Here is a 19,217-nt window from a genome sequence, read left to right as displayed (position 1 = left end):
AATGGCTGAAACCGAGCGTGAGACGGGCCAGGCAGACGAGCCGTTCTACCTGCCCGTCGCGCGAGAGGTCGAGGTGTTCGAGCGTTGCCATGCTGAACAGTTGGCAGTGATGCTCAAGGGCCCGACCGGTTGCGGCAAGACACGCTTTGTCGAGCACATGGCGTGGCGCTTGGGCCGGCCTTTGATGACCGTGGCCTGCCACGATGATCTGTCGGCGAGCGACCTTATTGGGCGTTACCTCATCCACCATGAAGGCACCGTGTGGCACGACGGCCCCCTGAGCCGCGCCGTCCGCGCTGGCGCGATCTGCTATCTGGATGAAGTCGTCGAAGCGCGCCAGGACACCGTTGTGGTGCTGCACTCGCTGACCGATCACCGGCGCAGCCTGCCGATCGACAAGACTGGCGAAATCCTGCACGCGCCCCCCGGCTTCATGCTGGTGATCTCGTACAACCCGGGCTACCAGCGGATGCTCAAGGACTTGAAGCCCAGCACTCGGCAGCGCTTTGTCGCGCTCGAGTTCGATTTTCCTGCGCCGGAGCTCGAGGCCCGCATCGTGATCCGCGAGGGCGGCGTCAGCCACGCCGACGCCGTGGCGCTGGTCGCGCTGGCGCAGCGTCTGCGAGCACTGGGTGACCGCGGGCTCACCGAGGTGCCCAGCACCCGGTTGCTGGTCGCCGCGGCGCGCCTCGCCCGGGCCGGCATTGCGTTGCCCGAGGCCTGCATGGCCGCGCTGGTCCGCCCGCTGTCGGACGACCCCGCGCTGCTCGGTGCGATGCGGGATCTGGTCGACGCCAGCTTCTTGTAAAGCCCGTGGCCGAAGCCGAAGACGTTATCGTCGATGCAGCCCGGCATGCGACGGTCTATGCCCAGGCGCTACTGAAGCGGCGCCGAGCCGCTGTAACTGGCACCGAGCACGCGGCCACGCTACTCGAGCTCGCACCGCGGCTTGATCTTCTGCTATCCGCCGTTCATGGGCGCGCGTGGCCGCTGCGCGTAGCGCGCGCGCCGATCCCCGTTTCGGCACTCAAGCGTCTCTTCTCGCGTGAGAAGGGGCCGTATCAGCTAGACACGGTGCCCTCCGCCGATGCACATGCCATCTGGTTGCCACGCACGCTGGCAGGGGTGAGCAGCGTCGATGCGCCGGTACTGTATCGGGCGATGGCGCTGCAACAAGCGCAGCGCGTGCTGCTGCGCAGGGAATGGGCAGATGGAATGCCCGCGGGAGGGCTGGCACGCGATTTCGCACTGGTGCTCGAGGCTGTACTGGCGGATGCAGCGCTGATAACCAAGCTCCCTGGGCTGCAACGCGCGCTGGCGCAGTTGCGTGCCGAGGTGCTGCGAAGGCGGCCGTCGCTGGAGCGCTTCCCTACCGCACGAGCCTCGTTGGAGCGCTGGCTGCGCGACCGCCTGATGGCACCGCTGGAACGGCCGCCTGCTGCGGTGTCCGTTGAAACCCTCGCGCTCGCTGCGGGGCAGCTGGCGGCCGAGTGGCCCGAAGATGATCCAGCCGCGTTGCTCAAAGACTGGTGGACCGGCGATTGGCCGCTCGATGAGCCGGGCAGTTCGGATGTGCCCGGTAAGGCCGCGCCAAAGGAAGAGGAGGGCTGTGCTCCGGTGCGCAGCGCGCGCCTCGCCAGGCGGCCGACCGTCCGGGCAGCGCAGCCGGACGACGAGGATTCGAAAACCGGCGCATGGATGATCCAGACCTCGCAGCCGCATGAGCACGCAGAAGACCCGATGGGACTGCAGCGCCCCGGCGATCGCGATACCGACTCCGCCGCCGAGGGGCATGCCGGTTCGGTGTCCGAACTGGAACAGGCCCGCCTGGTGCGCAGCGCACAACGTTCCAATGAGGTGCTGCTGTCTGACGATGCGCCGACCCCGACCGCATACGCCGGTCCGCCACAAGCCTTTGCAGCGGGCGGCGGCATCCGCTACCCGGAGTGGGACTACCGCCTCCAGGCCTATCGGGACCCTGGCGCTACGGTCTGGGAGTCTGAGGCGCAAGCAGGGTCCGCCGAATGGGTAGCCCGTTGCCTGAAGGCGCAAGCCAACTTGCTTGCAGCGGTGCGCCAGCGCTTCGAGATGCTGCGGGCGGCGCGCGTCGTGTTGCGCAAGCAAGCGGATGGCGACGAGCCCGACCTCGACGCCTGCATCGAGGCCTACGCCGATCGGCGCGCAGGTGTTGGCGTGGCGCAGGCCTTTTATCGCACTAGCCGTATCGCCCAGCGTGATTGCGCGGTGCTGGTGCTGGTCGATGTCAGTGGGTCGACCGATAGCTGGGTCGCAGGCCAGCGGCGCATCGTCGACGTCGAACGCGAAGCGCTGCTCGTGCTGTCAGTGGCGTTGGACGGGAGCGGTGACCCGTATGCGATCCTCGCGTTCTCCGGGCATGGTCCGCAGCAAGTCACGGTGCGCACCGTTAAGCGGTTTGACGAACGCCATGGCGATCCGGTCGCCCGGCGCATCGCAGGGCTTGAGCCTGAGCACTACACACGGGCTGGCGCCGCGCTACGGCACGCCAGCCGCCTGCTGGCGCAACAGCCGGCGCGTCATCAGCTGCTCGTGTTGTTGTCGGACGGTAAGCCGAACGATTGCGATGACTACGAAGGGCGTTACGGGGTTGAAGACATGCGCCAGGCAGTGCAGGAAATCCGGCGCGCCGGACAATCCGCGTTCTGTTTGACGGTGGACCGTCACGCGGCTGCCTATCTGCCGCACATCTTCGGTCCGCATCAATATGCGCTGCTACAAGACGCGGACCGTTTGCCCAACGCATTGCTCGACTGGATGCGAAGGCTGCTTGTTCATTGAGCTTGGGCTGATGGCAGATTCGATCGATTCTCGTGTGTTAGTGCTCGGGGCAGGTCCTTGGAGTCGCGTGAAATTGTCTGCCGCGATCTCTGCGTACCAGAGCGAGTGGAACGCAGGCCGTGGCGCACGCGGACGATCGCGCGTAACCCCCGACGGAACGAGTCAACGCAATCGTAACTGCTCGTTATGGCTCGGAAGCGATAAGGCTCAGTGCACAATCGCGCAGGACGACTCCGGGCGCCAGACCGACGCGTCGTGTCGGCTATATGGATCAACCACCTCGGTGCGCGGAATGACGGGTGTCGAGATGAGCGATCAGCGCGATTGCGCGATCTTGAGAGACCATAAATAGCCGATGGAATGTCGCTCATTCTTGGCACGCCAAGGACCGCAAGCGCTGCGCTGCGGGCGCTTGGCACTAGTCGGATCGCTATGGCGCCGATGTTAGATAGCGGTCAGCGCACAGTCCATCGCGGTGACCTGTTTGCGTCGCAGCCAATTGACAAGGTGCTGTATCGCAACGCGCATCGCTGAGCTGCGTGGGGCAAGTATCGAACGTGCTCTAAATCGATGTGTGTTGCGTCCCCTATGAAGACTGGCATGTCCCGCGGAATGGTGCGACAAGGGCTTGTTCGGTCAGGGTGATTTCGTCGCAGTTGCTTCCCGTGCCGCTGCGATCGAGCACCAGGAAGTCGCTGATCTCGTCCAGCGCAAGCAGGGGGTGGTGCCAAGTGCCTGGTGCGTAATTCACGCCTTGGGCACCGCGCGCAAGGAAGCAGCGTAGCGCCGACGGCGTAGGCTCCAGCGCGACGACGACAAGATAGTCGCGCCCGCTGAGCGGAACGAAGGCCTGTGAGCCGAGCGGATGGCGCTCGAGCAGTGTGATCGTGAACGGGAGGGTTCGCGGCTGGGCGCGAAAGATACTGACGATGATGCGGCCGCCTTCGCCCGGCTCCAGCCGAGCAAGGTCGTGATAGCGCTCCGTGTTGCCGCCGTTGATGGCGAAGTGGTGAGCTGAGTTGCTTGCCTCGATCACATCCCCGAACGGCGCGAAGGCTTCACGGGTGAGTTCTTCAACCGGCAGCACCTTCACGCCGAGGCCACCTTGCCAAACAGTCGCAATCGACTGACCCCGCCATCCGGGAAGATGTTGAAGCGCACGTGCGTTACGACGCCGAGCTTGGTGAGTTCTTCAAAGCTCTGAACTGCGTCCATCTGCAGCTTTTGCGGTGCCAGCAGTTCGGGCCAGAACATACTTTGCGTGACCAAGGATTGTGGCGTGCCGCTAGGCATGTGGGCGGCTTGAAGTGAACACGCGTCGGGGTAGTTGCCCTTGAAGTGCGCGGTGTCGACCTCCACGCGGTGGATGATGCCAGGTGCGGCCAGTGCGACGACGCACCAGTCGTTGCCGGGTTCGCGGCGCCGCCGTGTTTCCCAACCGTCGCCCATGTTGACGCCGCGCCCCGGCAACAGAAGTGTCGCTGCTCGACCGAAGTGTTCATTGTTGGTGGCGACAACGTGGGCGCCATTGATGGCTGCCGCGAGGTCGAGTTCGGCGCCCACTATCGGATTTGCAGCCGGGCGTCCATAAACTCGCAGGCGTGCAATGCCACCGTCCGGATAGATTGAGAGGCGAACGTGCGTCCACACCGCGTTGCTCGCGATGGTGTGGTAATGGTGAGCGTTGCCTTGCAGTGCAACGGTGGGCAGAAGCGGTGTCCATAGCGTGTCGGCGTCAGGATCGCCGTGCGTGCAGTGGCACGCCTCCAGGGAGGCGCCCGGTGGGTAGTTGCCGGTGAAGTGGCGGGTATCAATGTCGACGCCAACGATGGTCGCCGCGCGCGCCAATCGCACCACGCACCAGTCGTTGCCGGGCCCGCGCTTGCGGCGCGATTCCCAACCGTCCATCCACTTTCCGTGTGTGTCGTACTTGCCCGGAACGAAGACTGGGTCGTCCGGCGCGAGCATGCGCGCCATGGCGGCGAAGAAGTCGTCGCTGCAAGCGATGGTCTCGGCACCCAGGCGCGGATCGGCGAGGTTGGTGAAGTGGCGGGTAAAGTCCGGGGCGTCCGGGTCCAGCGTGACGACGGCCATGATCAGGCTTCCTGTTCGGCGTGCTCGTGGGTGTTGAATGGATGCGTACGATGCCAGTGCCGTGCAATGTCGACCCGGCGGCAAACCCAAACGCGATCATGCGCCTCGATGTGGTCGAGGAATCGTTGCAGCGCGCGCATGCGGCCGGGGCGGCCGAGCAGGCGGCAGTGCATGCCGACGCTCAACATCTTCGGTGCTTCCTCACCTTCGGCGTAGAGCACATCAAAGGCGTCGCGCAGGTAGGTGAAGAAGTCATCGCCCTGGCTGAATCCCTGTGGCAGCGAGAAGCGCATGTCGTTGGTGTCCAGCGTGTAGGGCACGATGAGCTGCGGGGCAGTCGTGCCGTCGCTCCTGGTTACTCGCGTCCAGAAAGGCAGATCGTCGCCGTAGTAGTCGCTGTCGTAGAGGAAGCCGCCGTAGTCGGCGACGAGTCGGCGCGTGTTGGGGCTGTCGCGGCCGGTGTACCAGCCCAGCGCGCGCTCACCGGTGAGGCGCTCAATGATCTCCATGCCGATGCGCATGTGTTCGCGTTCGGTGGCTTCGTCGAGCGTCTGGTAGTGAATCCAACGCCAGCCATGGCAAGCGATCTCGTGCCCCAACTCCTTGAAGGCGGCAGTGAGATCCGGGTGGCGCTCCAGCGCCATCGACACGCCGAATACCGTGAGGGGCAGGCCGCGGCGTTCGAACTCGCGCAGGATGCGCCATACGCCGACGCGTGAGCCGTATTCGTAGACCGACTCCATCGAAAGGTGGCGGTCCGGGTAGCTCGCAGGGTTGAACAGTTCCGAGAGAAACTGCTCACTGCCGGCATCGCCATGGAGCACGCAGTTCTCGCCGCCTTCTTCGTAGTTGAGCACGAACTGCACCGCGATCTTCGCATTGCCGGGCCAGTGCGCATGCGGTGGCGTGCGGCCGTAGCCGATCAGGTCGCGAGGGTAGGTCGGGTGTGTCATCGCTGCACTTACCTTAGCGTGTGCCGCCGAGATACCAGGCGGCGATAAGTGCGCGCTCGTCATCGGTGATGCCGGTGATATTGCCCAGCGGCATGTCTTTCGTCTGCGTGGCGCGCGCGAAGATCCGTTGCGCGTGCTGACGGACGCGCGCTTCGGTATCGAACATCACGCCACCGGGGGCAGACGGCATCATCGTTGCCTTCTCGGCATGGCAGGCGGTACAGCGGGCCTGAATGACAGGCAGGACTTGCGCGAGCGCTGGCACCGGTTTTGACGCGTCGCGCACGACCGGCGCCGGCGCTGTCCACCAGAGCACGGCGAGCAGGATCGCTCCACCGGCGACCGGGTATTCCCAACGCCATTCGCCCTTGTGCTTGAGGTTGAAGAAGTGGCGGATCAGTGCCGCGCCCAGCATGATGAGCACCAGCACCAGCCAGCCCTGTGGATGGCTGTAGGTGAAGGCGTAGTGGTTGCTGATCATCGCGAAAAGCACCGGCAGCGTCAGGTAGTTGTTGTGCACGCTACGCTGCTTGGCCTTTTTGCCCAGCGTGGGGTCGGGCGCTTCGCCACGCTTCATCGCCGCGACGAGCTTGCGCTGGTTCGGGATGATGATGAAGAACACGTTGCCACTCATCGTCGTGGCGATCATCGCGCCGACGTGGATATATGCGGCGCGACCTGCCAGCAGGTGCGTCAGCGCCCAGGCCACTGCGGCGACGAAGAGCGTGTAGATCACCGCGAACACGAGCTGACTGCGTTCGATCAGCAGGCGCGACAGCAGGTCGTAGACGATCCAACCGCCGGCCAACGTGCCAAGCCCGATCAGTACCGACTGCGTCGCGCTGATCTGCGCAACCGCCGGGTCGACCATCCAAGTCGCTGCCTGAAAGTAGTAGAGCACCGAGATCAACAGAAAGCCGGTGATCCAGGTCGAGTACGACGGCCAGAAAAAGAAGTGCAGTTCCTTCGGCAACTCCTTGGGCGCGACCAGGTACTTCTGCGGGTTGTAGAAGCCCCCGGCATGCATCGCCCACAGCTCGCCGCCGACGCCGGCCTCCTTGAGCTTCGGGTCGGTCGGCGGCTTGATGGAATTATCGAGCCATACGAAGTAGAACGATGAGCCGATCCAGGCGATGCCGACGATCAGGTGCAGCCAGCGGAGCAACATGCTGGCGACTTCGATGAGGTATGCGTGATCCATGCTCAGCTACCCCGGTAGGTGCTGTACGCCCAGGGCGAAACCAGCAGCGGCACATGGTAGTGGGCTGCGGTGTCGGCCACGCCAAACGCGATGCTGACTTCACTGAGGAATGGCGGTTCGGGGAGCTGCACGCCCGCGGCACGGAAGTACGCCGCGACCTCGAAACGCAGCTCATAGTGGCCGGCTACGAGCGACTCGCCCTCCAGCAGCGGCGCGTCGCAGCGCCCATCGGCATTCGTCACCCCTTGCACAAGCGGTGTCGTGCCGTCCGCGGCAAAGAGTGCGTAATGCATGCCGGCGGCCGGGCAGCCGTGGGCGGTGTCGAGTACATGGGTTGTCAGTCGTCCCATCTTGATTCCGATCTGGGGGAGGCCGGCGGGAAGTCGGCACATGGCGGGATTGTAGGAAGGGGGCTCGCCTGATCGGTGGATACCCGCTATCCACAAGTTCGAATGAGCGCCGGCCCACCGGTGGAACGCCTCGCACGCTCGGGCTCCGCCGCCTGTCATCCGCAATTGGCGAATATCGCTATTCGATTTGGCGCCTTGCGGCGGATGTTGCGGCTCCCTAGTCTGATTCCATCGGGCCTGTGCCCCAACCGATGCCTGAAGACATCTCAATGCCCTGCACACCTGTTTCCGTTGCCGCCCTGTCCGCCCTGGAGCGCGAGGCGTTTGTTGCAGCCCTCGACGGCATCTTTGAACACTCGCCTTGGGTGGCGGATGCTGCTTGGTCTGCACGCCCGTTTGCCGATCGCAATGACTTGCTCGATGCTCTAGTCACCGCAATGCGAAGCGCACCGGAAGCACTGCAACTGGCCTTGATTCGCGCGCATCCGGAACTTGCCGGGCGCGCCGCGGTTCGCGGTGAGCTGACGGTGGAGTCGCGTGGAGAACAGGCGGGGGCGGGGCTCGATACCTGCACCGCCGAAGAATTCGAGCGCCTGCAACAACTCAACACGCGCTACATCGCTAAGTTCGGCTTCCCGTTCATCCTCGCCGTTCGTGGCTATGACCGTGCCGGGATCATCGAGCGTTTCGCGGCGCGTCTGGGCAATACACCGGAAGCCGAGTTCGATGAAGCGCTGACACAGATCGCAAGGATCGCTGCCTTGCGCCTCGCGGATCGCGTGATCTGAAGCGACTTACTTAAACCCCCTGCTGTGGAGGAAGGGCGCGGCATCCGTGCGTGGTGGGGGCACGCCAGGCATGCCCCCGTTCTGCTAGGCGGCTACCGTCAGCATGTGCTCCTGCGGTTTGCGCGCAACGTTGACGATCTGCTCCCGGAACCAGCGACATTCGTCTGCAAGGTGCGTGCGGTCGTGCCACAGAAGATAGAAGGCCATCTTCGGAAAATCGATTGGCACCTCGGTTACTGCTAGCGGCATCAGCTTCGCGAAGTGCTCGGCGAACACGCGCGGGCCGGTGAAGATCATGTCGGTCTGCAAAAGCAGGTAGGGCACCAAGCCGAAGTAGGGGACATACGCCACCACATTGCGTTTGATCCGCTCGCGTGCAAGGTGCATGTCAATCACGCCGCGGCGACCAACGGAATAGGGTGTCGGCGCCAGGTGGTCGGCCTCAAGATACCGTTCGGTCGTTAGGGGGCGGTTGGCGAGTGGGTGGTCCTTGCGCATCACGCACACCAGATCGTCCTCGAATAGCGGGGTCATACGCAGCAACTCGGGCGGTTGTGGCCAGTTGCCGATCACGACATCGAGTTCGCCGGATTCGAGGGCCTGTGTGAAGTCGCTGTCGGGCCCGAGCGAGTGGAACACCACCTGAGAATGCGGCGCGAACTTGCGCAGCCGCGCGACGATTTCGCCCAGCACCACCGCGTTGAGGTAATCCGGCGTGGCGATGTTAAAGACGCGGCGCGACTTTGCCGGATCGAAACGCACCTGGCGTACTGCGATTGCTTCGATCTGCGCCAGCGCCAGCTTGACGGGCTCAAGCAGCGCGGCGCCGCGTTCGGTCGGAGTCATGCCGTTGCGCGAGCGCACCAGCAGTTGGTCGCCGGTGATATCGCGCAGCCGACGAAGCGCGGTGCTCACCGCTGGTTGCGACTGATTCAGGCGCAGCGCCGCCTTGGTGACGCTGCATTCGGCCAGCACTGCGTGGAGCACGCGCAGCAGGTGGACGTCCATCGTGTCCCAGGAGTTGTTGGCCATGTTCTTTCCGTTTGTACGTTGCAACGCAGCAAGCTATGCAAGTCTCGTTCCACGGACCTGGCGGCCTTCTCCCATGCATCGATGAGGCCAACGTCTGGCCTCACGGCACCGAGGTGGTGCCTCTGGCGGTGTCCCTTCGCTGGCGTATGGTGCATGGATGCGCCGCTTGGCGAGGACTGGCGCGCTTTCGCCGACGGAAGCAGGACTACGTATGCGCAACCAGAGTGTTGGCGCGCGGCGCTATCGCGAAGCACGCAATCGCGCGCCAGGCGCGGTGGCCCGGAACCTGCGTTATTCTTATCTTGTACACAAAACTGCACGCAAGGTGAGTGATGCCGATTCCTGCGGATCAGATCAATATTCCTGCCATCTGCAATGAGCTGACGGCGATTGCCGAACGCTATGAGGTGGCCCTGGTGGGCAACGATCGCCTTGCGTTGGATCGTTTCTTCATGCCGGGGGAAAACACACTGCGCTTCGGTTTGGCAGACGAGCAGTTCGGCTACGACGCAGTGGTCGCCTTCCGCGCCAGTTTGCCGCTGCAGAGCTCGCCAAGGCGGATCGTGCGTTGCGAGGTCAGCACGTACGGCACGGATCTGGGTACGGTGAACCTGGTGTTCCGCTATACCGATAGGGAAGGCGGTGGGCGGCAGAGCCAGACCTGGGTGAGATCGGATCTCCCGGAGCATGGTGGCTGGCGCATCGTTGCTGCGCATGTAAGCCTGAAGAACGAGTCGCAGGCATGACAGCGCGTCGTGCCTCGCAGCCAAAGCCGCCGTCGAAAGGGGGGCGCCGCAGCGTTGCCGGCGCGCGTGCTGCGGAACAACCGGCGACCCGAGCGCAGGCGGTTTATGCCGCGATCAAGGACGACATTGCTGAGTTTCGGCTTCTCCCCGGCGACCGCTTTACCGAGACGGAGCTTGCCGAGCGGCTAGGCGTGTCACGCACACCGGTGCGCGAAGCGCTGTACCAGTTGCAGCGCGAGGGTTTCCTCAGCGTTCAGTTTCGCAACGGCTGGAGCGTGAACCCCTACGATTTCGATCGCTTCGAGAACCTCTACGACCTGCGTCAGTTGATCGAACTGGAGTCAGTGCGCCGCTTGTGCGATCGCAAGGAATCCCTTTCGGCTTTGACCCGTCTGGAAGCCTATTGGCTCCTCGATGAGTCGGAGCGCGACAACGACGGACGCAGCGTGGCGCTACAGGACGAAGCCTTCCACATGGCGCTGGTCGAGGCCGCTGGCAATCCCGAGATGGCGCGGGTGCATGCCGACGTGACCGAGCGCATCCGGATCGTGCGGCGCCTCGATTTCACGCAGCGCGAGCGCATCGAGACCACCTACGCGGAACACGCCGCGATCCTGCGCGCCATCCGGCGACGCGGCAGCGAGCGGGCGACCTCATTACTTGCGGCCCACATCGAGGCGAGCCGCGCAGAGGTGCGCAAGATCACGCTGCATAAGCTCTACGAAGCGCGCCGGACAGGGCGCGGTTAAGCAGGTCGGCTGCTTCGGTAGGCGCAGCTCAAGCGCGACGCTTCCGCCACCAAGTCCGTTCTTCGCATTGGCGGAGTCGCCTTGTGCGCGAAACGTGGCGAGGGGCCGTCGCGCTGCCTGCTTTCGCGGTCCTTAAGAACGGGCTGTCGCACCGGACACCTTCGTCGTCGTCACGCCTCGATCTCCTGCGCGATGGAGCACGCCAACGGTGCGCGCCGCACCAAGGCGGCTCGTAAATCGGGCGGTTCCAACGTACTCCTGATTGCGCCGCAGGCGCATCCCGTACGACCCATGTTGCCCGCTCAGCCTTCTGCGTACTGCCCGCGCGCCCTCCAGCCTTGGCAGGCACATCGCGGTGGTTTCGATGGCAAGACTGGCACGCGCTTTGCGTATCTTGCATACAAGACGGCGTACAAGAACTGCGCTGTCAGTGATACGCCCTCCGGCCAATGACATCGATCAGGGAGAAACGCCATGCAGGATCGTTCCAGCTTTTCGCGTCGCAATTTCATCAAGGCCGCGGCGGCGGCGCCTGCGCTGGGGCTGCTGCCCGCGTCGGTGCGCGACGCGCTGGCGGCGGGCGGCATCACGGTCGGGTTCATCTACGTCGGTGCGCGCGACGACTTCGGATACAACCAGGCCCACGCGCAGGCCGCTGCAGCATTGAAGAAGCTGCCCGGCGTGAAGGTCATCGAAGAAGAGAAAGTGCCGGAAACCGTTGCGGTGCAGAAGTCGATGGAAGCGATGATCGTGCAGGACAAGGCCGCCGTGGTGTTCGCCACCTCGTTCGGCTACTTCGATCCGCACGTGCTGAAAGTGGCGCAGAAGTACCCCAACGCGCACATCGCGCACTGTGGCGGCCTGTGGTCGGAAGGCAAGCACCCGAAGAACGTCGCGAGCTACTTTGGCTACATCGATGAATGTGAATACCTGAGCGGCATCGTCGCCGGACTCACCAGCAAGACGGGCAAGTTCGGCTTCGTCGCCGCCAAGCCGATTCCGCAGGTGCTGCGCAACATCAACGCCTTCACCCTGGGCGCGCGCTCGGTGAACCCGAACGCAACGACCCGCGTGATCTTCACCGGTGACTGGGCGATGCCGGTGAAGGAAGCGGAAGCGGCCAACAGCCTGCTGGACCAGGGCTGCGACGTGCTGACCTGCCATGTGGATGGCCCCAAGGTCGTGGTTGAAACCGCCGAGCGCCGTGGCGCCTTTAGCTGTGGCTACCACGCCAGCCAGGCCAAGCTGGCCCCGAAGGGCTACCTAACCGGCGCGGAGTGGGACTGGGTGACCCCCAACACCACCTTCGTGAAGGCGCTGCAGGAAGGCAAACCCTTCCCGAACTTCGTGCGCGGCGGCCTGAAGGAAGGCTTCGTCAAGATGTCGCCCTACGGTGCCGCTGTGGGCGACAAGGCACGAAAGGCCGCCGACGAGGTGAGGGCGAAAATGCTCAAGGGCGAGTTCGTGATCTTCAAGGGCCCGCTGAAGGACAACACCGGCAAGGAAGTGATCGCCGCAGGCAAGAGCTTCGCGCAGCAGGCGATCGAGCTTGAGGGGATGAACTACCTCGTCGAAGGCGTGATCGGTTCGGTCTGAGGCCACGCAGATGAGCGCCGCGCCTGCCCGCCCACGTCCGTTGATCGATGCGCTGCTGCCGGTTGCAGCGCTGGCGATCGCGTTGATGTTGTTCTCGCTGTTTGTGGCGCTGGAAGGGCAGGCGCCACTGGAGGTGCTCGAAACCATTTTTGCCGGAGCGTTTGGCGATGCATTCGGCTGGCAGAACACCCTGCTGCGTGCGGCACCGCTGATTCTCACTGGCCTTGCGGTTGCGCTGCCAGCGCGCGCAGGGCTGGTGATCATCGGCGGCGAAGGGGCGCTGGCCTTTGGCGCGCTGGGCGCCGCGGCGGTGGCCGTGCCACTGGCGGGCAGCCCGAACCCGCTGCTGTGGCTGGCCATGGCCTTGGCCGGCATGATTGCCGGTGGGGTGCTGATTGGCTTTGCGGGTGCGCTGCGTCAGTGGCGCGGCGTCAATGAGACGATCTCCAGCCTACTGTTGTCGTACATCGCGGTGGCCTTGATGAATCATTTTGTCGAGGGTCCGCTGCGCGATCCCGCCAGTCTCAACAAGCCCTCGACCTATCCCTTGGCGCCGGAAGCGATGCTGGGCGCACTGCCGGGGCTCGATGTCCATGTGGGGCTTGCGGTCGGTGTCGTGTGTGCGCTGCTGGCCTGGGTCTTCCTGCACTTCACCGTGTGGGGCTTTGCCGTGCGCGTGGTGGGCGGCAACCCGCGCGCCGCGGCGATGGCGGGGCTCGCCGTCACGCCGTGGGTGATCGGGCTGTGCGCTGCTGGCGGCGCCATGGCCGGGCTTGCCGGCATGATCGAAGTCGCGGCGGTGCATGGCGCATGCAACGCGTCGGTGCTGGTCGGCTACGGCCATGCGGGCATCCTGATCGCCTTCATCGCACGGCAGAACCCGCTGGCCGTGGTCCCCGCCGCGGTCCTCATCGGCGGCATTGGCGCCGCCGGCAGCTTGCTGCAGCGCCGGCTGGACATGCCGGACGCCACCGTGCTTGTGCTGCAGGGCATCTTGTTCGTCGTGCTGATCGCGATCGAAACCCTGCGCGGCCATGCGTGGCGGCTGCCGCAGCTGGCAGCGCCGCGGCATTCGCCAACGCCAGCTCTGGCGGCCAAGACTGACGTCAGCGTTTGAGGAGGCCCCAATGCACGTCGATGCGATCACTGCGGTGCTGCTGGCCATGCTGGGTGGCGCGATTCGCGTCAGCACGCCCTTCCTGTTCGTGAGCCTGGGCGAAACGATCACCGAGAAAGCGGGGCGCATCAACCTTGGCCTCGAAGGCACGCTGGTGATGGGGGCGATGAGTGCGTACGCCGCCTCGCTGCATAGCGGCCAGCCCTGGCTCGGGGTGCTCGCCGCGGCCGGTGCCGGCGCCGTGTTCGGCCTGTTACATGGGCTGCTCGCGAGTTTGCGGCGGGTGAACGACATCGCGCTCGGCATTGCCCTGATGCTGCTCGGCACCGGCTTGGCCTTCTACTGGGGCAAGGCCTACATACAGCCGCAGGCGCCCACGCTCACCGCGTTTCACCTCGGGGCGTGGAGCGATTCGCCCGCGCTGCGTTCGGCGCTCGACATCAACCCGCTCTTCATCGCGGGTCTGGTGCTGGCGTTTGCCCTGCACTGGGCGTTCGCGAATACCCGACTCGGCCTGACGCTGCGCCTGGTTGGCGATAGCGAGGCCGCCGCACGCGCGGCCGGTGCCGCGGTTATCCCGACCCGCATCGCGGCGACGGTATTCGGTGGCGCCCTGGCGGGGGTGGGCGGCGCCTTCCTGTCGCTGTTCTATCCGGGCAGCTGGAACGAAGGGCTCTCGAACGGGCAGGGGATCATGGCGGTTGCGCTGGTGATCTTCGCGCGCTGGCAGCCGCGCCGCTGTGTGCTGGCAGCGTTGATGTTCGGCGCCGCCGGGGCGATCGGACCGGCCTTGCAGTCCGTCGGCATCTCGTCCGGCTACTACCTCTTCAATGCTGCGCCCTACGCGCTGACCCTGCTGCTGATGGCGCTGACCTGTTCGCGCGATACCAGCCTCAAGGGCGCGCCTGGCGAGCTTTCCCTGAATCGCTGATGACCGAGGCACGACCATGAGCCTGACCCTGGAATCCAAGCCCTATCCCTGGCCGTTCGATGGCGCGCTGACGCCCCCGAACACCGCGCTCGTCATCATCGACATGCAGACCGACTTCTGCGGCAAGGGCGGCTATGTCGACACGATGGGCTACGACATCTCGCTGACCCGCGCGCCGATCGAACCGATCGGCAAGCTGCTGGCGAAGTTCCGCGCAGCCGGTGCACACGTGATCCACACCCGCGAGGGCCATCGACCCGATCTGTCGGATCTGCCTGCGAACAAGCGCTGGCGCTCGCAGCGCATCGGCGCGGGTATTGGCGACGCCGGGCCCTGCGGCCGTATCCTGGTACGCGGCGAGCCGGGCTGGGACATCATCCCCGAGCTCTACCCGCTGCCGGGCGAAGTGATCATCGACAAACCCGGCAAGGGTTCCTTCTGCGCGACCGATCTGGAGCTGGTGCTGCACACCCGCGGTATCCGCAACATCGTGCTCACCGGCATCACCACCGATGTGTGCGTGCACACCACGATGCGCGAAGCGAACGATCGCGGCTTCGAATGCCTGCTGGTCACCGATGGTTGCGGCGCGACTGATTACAACAATCACCTTGCCGCGATCAACATGGTGCTGATGCAGGGCGGTGTGTTCGGCGCGGTGGCGGATTCGGCCGCGGTGCTCGCTGCGCTGGCCGCGTGGTCGGACGCCTGAGGCGCGCGCCATGTTCGAATCGGCAATCGTTGTTCCGGGGGTTGAAGCCCCGCAAGGCGAGGCGGCAGAAGTCGAGGTACTCAACCTCACGAAACGCTTCGGCGACTTCGTCGCGCTCGACGATGTGTCGATCCATGTCGCCGCCGGCAGCTTCCACGCCCTGCTGGGCGAGAACGGCGCCGGCAAGAGTACCCTGGTCAAATGCCTGATCGGCTATCAGCCGGCGGATAGCGGCAGCGTCAGTGTCGACCGCCGCGAGCGCAGCATCGGCAGCCCGCGCGAAGCAGCCGCGCTGGGCATCGGCATGGTGTTCCAGCACTTCACGCTGGCACCGAATCTCTCGGTGGCGGAGAACCTGTTGCTTGCCCAGCCGAGCCTGCCCGCACTGCTGGACTGGAAGCGCGAGCGCGCCGCGCTCGACGCGATGCTCGCCGAGATGCCGTTCCGCGTGCCGCTCGACGCGCTCGCCGGCGAACTGGCGGCAGGTGAGAAGCAGAAGGTCGAGATCATCAAGCAGCTCTACCTCAAACGCCGTTTCATCATCCTCGACGAACCGACATCTGTGCTCACCCCGGGGGAGGCCGACGAGCTGCTGGGCTATCTGCAGACACGTACGCAGGCCGGCAAGCTGACAGTGCTGATGATCACCCACAAGTTCCGCGAGGTGATGCGTTTTGCCGACGCGGTGACGGTGCTGCGGCGCGGCAAGCATGTGGCCGGGGCAAAGGTGTCGGAAACCGACCCCCATCGCCTGGCCGTCGCAATGATGGGCGCCGACGACGCGTCGACCGAAGCCGAGCCCTCGCCGGCAACCAGCCACACGACCGGTGACGAAGTGTTGCGGGTCAGCGCGCTCACGGTGATTGGTGATCGCGGCGTGCCGGCGGTGGACAAGGCGAGCTTCAGCGTGCGGGCGGGCGAGATCGTCGGCGTTGCGGGCGTGTCCGGCAACGGCCAGCGCGAGCTGGTGGAAGCCTTGCTCGGGCAACGCCGGCACCTCAGCGGCAGCGTCACGATCGACGGTAAGCCCTACCGCCAGCGGCGCCACGAGATGCAGGCGCTGGGCGTCCGCAGTCTGCCGGAAGAGCCGCTGCGCAATGCCTGCGTGGGCGAGATGAGCGTGGCGGACAACATGGCGCTGCGCAGTTTCGACAAAGCGCCGCTCGCACGCGGCCCCTGGCTGCGGCCCAAGGCACTCGCCGAGCAGGCGCGCAGCATGATCGAACACTTCGGTGTGCGCACGCCGGGGCCGGGCGCGCCGATTGCCTCGCTCTCCGGCGGCAATGTGCAGCGCGCCGTGCTGGCGCGCGAGCTGAGCGCCGGCGCCCAAGGCCCGGTGCGGGTGTTGATCGTGGCCAATCCGGTGTTCGGGCTCGACTTCCGCGCGGTGGCGGCGATCCACGCCCGGCTGCGCGCGGCGCGCGATGCCGGTTGCGCGGTGCTGCTGGTGAGCGAAGACCTGGACGAACTGCTGGAGCTTTCGGATCGCCTGCTGGTGATGCACGCAGGGCAGATCGGGTACGAGTGCCTGCGCGCCGGCGCCGATGTTGCGACGCTGGGGCGCTACATGGCCGGTGAGGCGCACGCTTAGGGAGGGGCTATGGAACTGGGCATCGACGCACAACCGGGGCTGTTCAGGTTCGAGACCACGCGCAGCGCGCTGATCATGATCGACATGCAGCGCGACTTCCTGCTGCCGGGTGGTTTCGGCGAGGCACTGGGCAACGATGTGTCGCAGCTTGCGGGGTGCATTGCCCCTGCGCGGCAGTTGCTTGATTGGGCGCGCAGTGTGCGCATGAGCATCGTGCATACCAAGGAGGCACATGCGCCGAACCTGTCTGACTGTCCGCCCGCCAAGCTGCAGCGCGGTGCGCCCGGCAAGCGCATCGGCGATGCCGGTCCGATGGGCCGCATCTTGATCGACGGCGAAGCCGGTAGCGACTTCGTGCCCGAACTGGCGCCCCTGGCGGGCGAGCGTGTGTTGCGCAAGCCGGGCAAGGGTGCGTTTTACGCGACGGATCTGGGCGAATGGCTCGCGCGCCGCAACGTCGACACGCTGATCTTTGCCGGCGTCACCACCGAGGTCTGCGTGCAGACGACGATGCGTGAAGCGAACGACCGCGGCTACAACTGCCTGTTGGTCGAAGAGGCCACCGCCAGCTACTTCCCGCACTTCAAGCAGGCGACGCTTGATATGGTGCGAGCGCAAGGCGGCATCGTGGGCTGGACTGCGAGTCTCGCGGCGCTCACTGGTGCCCGAGAAACGCTGCTCGCAAAGGGGCGCGCATGAGCAAACCCGAAGCGGCGCTGCACGCGCAGAGCCTGGATATCGCCAGTCTCCAGACGGCCTATCGCGAAGGCAGGCTGACACCGCTCGATGTGGTGGACGAGGTGCTTCGGCGCACCGCAGAAGATCCGAACTGTGTGTGGATCACGCGGCTCTCGGATGACGCCATCCGCCGCTACGCGCAGGCGCTCGCCGGGCGCGACCCCGCGTCGCTGCCGCTCTACGGCATCCCGTTTGCGATCAAGGACAACATCGATCTGGCCGGTGTGCCGACGACCGCCGCCTGCCGCGAGTTTGCCTACACGCCGCAGGCCAGCGCATTTGTCGTGCAGCGTCTGATCGAAGCGGGCGCGATTCCGATCGGCAAGACCAATCTTGACCAGTTTGCCACCGGGCTTAACGGCACCCGATCGCCCTGGGGCGCGTGTCGCAACGCCTTCAACCCCGACTACATTTCGGGCGGGTCGAGTTCGGGGTCTGCGGTTGCGGTGGCGAAGGGCTATGTCAGCTTCGCGCTGGGCACCGACACCGCGGGCTCCGGCCGCGTGCCAGCGGCCTTCAATAACCTGGTCGGGCACAAACCGACCCTGGGTTGGCTGTCCACAACCGGCGTGGTGCCGGCGTGCCGCTCGCTCGATACCGTGTCGGTCTTCGCGCTGACCGCCGACGATGCCGAGGCGGTGACCGGCGTGGCCGCCGCTTTCGATGCCGACGACTGTTTCGCCCGGGAGCCTGAAGGCCACGGGTTTGATTTCGGCAGCGCCAGCCGTTTCCGGGTTGGCGTTCCGCCGAGCGAACAACTGGCCTTCTTCGGCAACGACGAAGCGAGACGTTTGTTCGGTGAGGCGATCGCGCGGATCGAGTCGCTCGGAGGCGAGGTCGTCGAAGTTGATCTGCAGTCCTTTATTGATACGGCAAAGCTGCTCTATGACGGCCCTTGGGTGGCGGAGCGCTATGCGGCAATCCGCGAATTCTTCGACGCCAATCCAGCGGTCCCGTTACCGGTGATCCGCGAGATTATCGGCGGTGCCCGTCGATGGTCAGCAGCCGACGCCTACACCTTCGGCTATCGATTGAAAGCCGCCAAGCGACAGTGCGATGCGATCTGGGAACGGATCGATTGCGTGCTTACGCCAACTGCGGGCACGATCTACACGATCGCCGAGATGCTCGCGGATCCGATCCGGCTCAACGCGAATCTCGGCACCTACACCAATTTCATGAACCTGCTGGACTATGCCGCCACCGCGGTACCCGTGGGCTTTCAATCCGATGGTCTGCCATTCGGCGTCACCCTGTTTTCGTGTGCACACCAGGATGGGCCACTGCTGCGGCTTGCGGCGCGGATGCAGCGCGCCTTGGGGGCGCAACTTGGTGCAACCGGGCTTCCGATGCCCGGGGCATTCGAAAACCCCTTGCTCCCAAGCGGGCAAGTGCGTGTTGCGGTGTGCGGCGCTCACATGAGCGGCCTGCCACTCAACACGCAACTCACGAGCCGTGCCGCTCGTCTTGTGGCCGACGTGATGTCGGCACCGGAATACCGCCTCGTCGCGCTACCCGGCGGGCCACCGTTTCGCCCCGGCATGATTCGAGTCGGGGAGGGGGGTGGCTCGGTGCAGATGGAAGTCTGGGAGATGCCTGCGCGCGAATTCGGTAGTTTCGTCGCGGGGATCCCCGCACCGCTTGGTATTGGCGTTGTGAAGCTTGCAGATGGTTCAAGTGTGCAAGGCTTTGTCTGTGAAGCGTTCGCAGCGGACGGGGCAGAAGACATCACCGGTTACGGCGGCTGGCGCGCCTATCTCGCCGCGCGCTGAGCGCGGCGGCAGCCACCGAATCTCGTTCCA

The 19,217-nt window shown here is 65.2% G+C and carries 18 protein-coding genes; 12 read left to right on the top strand and 6 right to left on the bottom strand.

Annotated features, from left to right (window positions below):
• The first annotated feature begins 1 nt into the window (after position 1).
• On the top strand, positions 2–808 hold the full coding sequence (locus JY500_RS10940; protein WP_206252254.1) for an AAA family ATPase: 807 nt from the start codon (positions 2–4) through the stop codon (positions 806–808).
• A 5-nt stretch (positions 809–813) separates the two neighbouring features.
• Positions 814–2,817 (top strand): nitric oxide reductase activation protein NorD, encoded by a 2,004-nt coding sequence (locus JY500_RS10935; RefSeq protein ID WP_206252253.1) that lies wholly within the window; start codon positions 814–816, stop codon positions 2,815–2,817.
• Positions 2,818–3,403: 586 nt separating this feature from the next.
• On the opposite strand, the gene JY500_RS10930 is transcribed toward JY500_RS10935, so the two are convergent.
• From JY500_RS10930 to uraH, 5 genes are read right to left on the bottom strand one after another with little or no spacing between them, the layout of a single operon-like run.
• On the bottom strand, positions 3,404–3,910 hold the full coding sequence (locus tag JY500_RS10930; RefSeq protein WP_206252251.1) for an ureidoglycolate lyase: 507 nt from the start codon (positions 3,908–3,910) through the stop codon (positions 3,404–3,406).
• Complete coding sequence (gene alc, locus JY500_RS10925; RefSeq protein WP_206252250.1) at positions 3,907–4,911, bottom strand: allantoicase; 1,005 nt, start codon at positions 4,909–4,911, stop codon at positions 3,907–3,909. The genes JY500_RS10930 and alc overlap by 4 nt, the downstream gene beginning before the upstream one ends.
• 2 nt (positions 4,912–4,913) lie before the next feature.
• The gene (gene puuE, locus JY500_RS10920) at positions 4,914–5,864 is read right to left on the bottom strand and encodes an allantoinase PuuE (protein WP_206252248.1); all 951 of its coding nucleotides are present in this window, start codon (positions 5,862–5,864) and stop codon (positions 4,914–4,916) included.
• A 13-nt stretch (positions 5,865–5,877) separates the two neighbouring features.
• The gene (locus tag JY500_RS10915; RefSeq protein ID WP_206252246.1) at positions 5,878–7,065 is read right to left on the bottom strand and encodes a urate hydroxylase PuuD; all 1,188 of its coding nucleotides are present in this window, start codon (positions 7,063–7,065) and stop codon (positions 5,878–5,880) included.
• A gap of 2 nt (positions 7,066–7,067) precedes the next feature.
• A complete protein-coding gene (gene uraH, locus JY500_RS10910; protein ID WP_206252244.1) occupies positions 7,068–7,415 on the bottom strand; it encodes a hydroxyisourate hydrolase in 348 nt (115 codons plus the stop codon).
• 269 nt (positions 7,416–7,684) lie between these two features.
• Here uraH and uraD point away from each other — a divergent pair, with 269 nt between their 5' ends.
• Positions 7,685–8,203 (top strand): 2-oxo-4-hydroxy-4-carboxy-5-ureidoimidazoline decarboxylase, encoded by a 519-nt coding sequence (uraD, locus tag JY500_RS10905; protein ID WP_206252238.1) that lies wholly within the window; start codon positions 7,685–7,687, stop codon positions 8,201–8,203.
• 84 nt (positions 8,204–8,287) lie between these two features.
• Here uraD and JY500_RS10900 read toward each other — a convergent pair whose 3' ends face one another.
• On the bottom strand, positions 8,288–9,235 hold the full coding sequence (locus JY500_RS10900; protein ID WP_172200103.1) for a LysR substrate-binding domain-containing protein: 948 nt from the start codon (positions 9,233–9,235) through the stop codon (positions 8,288–8,290).
• A 332-nt stretch (positions 9,236–9,567) separates the two neighbouring features.
• On the opposite strand from JY500_RS10900, the gene JY500_RS10895 reads away from it, so the two are divergent.
• The 9 genes from JY500_RS10895 to atzF all read left to right on the top strand — a co-directional run bounded on the left by JY500_RS10895 (position 9,568) and on the right by atzF (position 19,187).
• The gene (locus JY500_RS10895) at positions 9,568–9,981 is read left to right on the top strand and encodes an AtzH-like domain-containing protein (RefSeq protein ID WP_206252237.1); all 414 of its coding nucleotides are present in this window, start codon (positions 9,568–9,570) and stop codon (positions 9,979–9,981) included.
• Positions 9,978–10,730: a GntR family transcriptional regulator gene (locus JY500_RS10890; RefSeq protein WP_206252235.1), complete on the top strand. Its 753-nt coding sequence runs from the start codon at positions 9,978–9,980 to the stop codon at positions 10,728–10,730. Before JY500_RS10895 ends, JY500_RS10890 begins: the two co-directional genes overlap by 4 nt.
• Before the next feature lie 474 nt (positions 10,731–11,204).
• On the top strand, positions 11,205–12,326 hold the full coding sequence (locus JY500_RS10885) for a BMP family ABC transporter substrate-binding protein (protein WP_206256458.1): 1,122 nt from the start codon (positions 11,205–11,207) through the stop codon (positions 12,324–12,326).
• Positions 12,327–12,336: 10 nt separating this feature from the next.
• The gene (locus JY500_RS10880) at positions 12,337–13,443 is read left to right on the top strand and encodes an ABC transporter permease (protein ID WP_206252234.1); all 1,107 of its coding nucleotides are present in this window, start codon (positions 12,337–12,339) and stop codon (positions 13,441–13,443) included.
• A gap of 10 nt (positions 13,444–13,453) precedes the next feature.
• Positions 13,454–14,374 carry an ABC transporter permease gene (locus JY500_RS10875; protein ID WP_206252232.1) on the top strand — a complete coding sequence of 307 codons (921 nt, stop codon included), beginning with the start codon at positions 13,454–13,456 and terminating at the stop codon, positions 14,372–14,374.
• A 16-nt stretch (positions 14,375–14,390) separates the two neighbouring features.
• Positions 14,391–15,086, top strand: coding sequence for a biuret amidohydrolase (gene biuH, locus JY500_RS10870; protein WP_206252231.1), 696 nt, complete (start codon positions 14,391–14,393; stop codon positions 15,084–15,086).
• Positions 15,087–15,096: 10 nt separating this feature from the next.
• Complete coding sequence (locus tag JY500_RS10865) at positions 15,097–16,677, top strand: ABC transporter ATP-binding protein (protein ID WP_206256370.1); 1,581 nt, start codon at positions 15,097–15,099, stop codon at positions 16,675–16,677.
• A 9-nt stretch (positions 16,678–16,686) separates the two neighbouring features.
• A complete protein-coding gene (locus JY500_RS10860) occupies positions 16,687–17,376 on the top strand; it encodes a cysteine hydrolase family protein (protein ID WP_206256369.1) in 690 nt (229 codons plus the stop codon).
• Positions 17,373–19,187, top strand: coding sequence for an allophanate hydrolase (gene atzF / locus JY500_RS10855; RefSeq protein WP_206256368.1), 1,815 nt, complete (start codon positions 17,373–17,375; stop codon positions 19,185–19,187). The genes JY500_RS10860 and atzF overlap by 4 nt, the downstream gene beginning before the upstream one ends.
• The last annotated feature ends 30 nt before the right edge of the window (positions 19,188–19,217 follow it).

The organism is Niveibacterium microcysteis (assembly GCF_017161445.1).
Taxonomy (GTDB): domain Bacteria; phylum Pseudomonadota; class Gammaproteobacteria; order Burkholderiales; family Rhodocyclaceae; genus Niveibacterium; species Niveibacterium microcysteis.
This window is presented reverse-complemented; position numbering and strand designations above follow the sequence as displayed.

Coding starts and splice junctions, on each gene's coding strand:
- puuE (WP_206252248.1), bottom strand. CDS start 5,864: ATGACACACCCGACCTACCCTCGCGACCTGATCGGCTACGGCCGCACG.
- JY500_RS10890 (WP_206252235.1), top strand. CDS start 9,978: ATGACAGCGCGTCGTGCCTCGCAGCCAAAGCCGCCGTCGAAAGGGGGG.
- JY500_RS10860 (WP_206256369.1), top strand. CDS start 16,687: ATGGAACTGGGCATCGACGCACAACCGGGGCTGTTCAGGTTCGAGACC.
- JY500_RS10865 (WP_206256370.1), top strand. CDS start 15,097: ATGTTCGAATCGGCAATCGTTGTTCCGGGGGTTGAAGCCCCGCAAGGC.
- JY500_RS10880 (WP_206252234.1), top strand. CDS start 12,337: ATGAGCGCCGCGCCTGCCCGCCCACGTCCGTTGATCGATGCGCTGCTG.
- uraD (WP_206252238.1), top strand. CDS start 7,685: ATGCCCTGCACACCTGTTTCCGTTGCCGCCCTGTCCGCCCTGGAGCGC.
- uraH (WP_206252244.1), bottom strand. CDS start 7,415: ATGGGACGACTGACAACCCATGTACTCGACACCGCCCACGGCTGCCCG.
- JY500_RS10940 (WP_206252254.1), top strand. CDS start 2: ATGGCTGAAACCGAGCGTGAGACGGGCCAGGCAGACGAGCCGTTCTAC.
- JY500_RS10885 (WP_206256458.1), top strand. CDS start 11,205: ATGCAGGATCGTTCCAGCTTTTCGCGTCGCAATTTCATCAAGGCCGCG.
- alc (WP_206252250.1), bottom strand. CDS start 4,911: ATGGCCGTCGTCACGCTGGACCCGGACGCCCCGGACTTTACCCGCCAC.
- JY500_RS10895 (WP_206252237.1), top strand. CDS start 9,568: ATGCCGATTCCTGCGGATCAGATCAATATTCCTGCCATCTGCAATGAG.
- JY500_RS10875 (WP_206252232.1), top strand. CDS start 13,454: ATGCACGTCGATGCGATCACTGCGGTGCTGCTGGCCATGCTGGGTGGC.
- JY500_RS10900 (WP_172200103.1), bottom strand. CDS start 9,235: ATGGCCAACAACTCCTGGGACACGATGGACGTCCACCTGCTGCGCGTG.
- atzF (WP_206256368.1), top strand. CDS start 17,373: ATGAGCAAACCCGAAGCGGCGCTGCACGCGCAGAGCCTGGATATCGCC.
- JY500_RS10915 (WP_206252246.1), bottom strand. CDS start 7,065: ATGGATCACGCATACCTCATCGAAGTCGCCAGCATGTTGCTCCGCTGG.
- biuH (WP_206252231.1), top strand. CDS start 14,391: ATGAGCCTGACCCTGGAATCCAAGCCCTATCCCTGGCCGTTCGATGGC.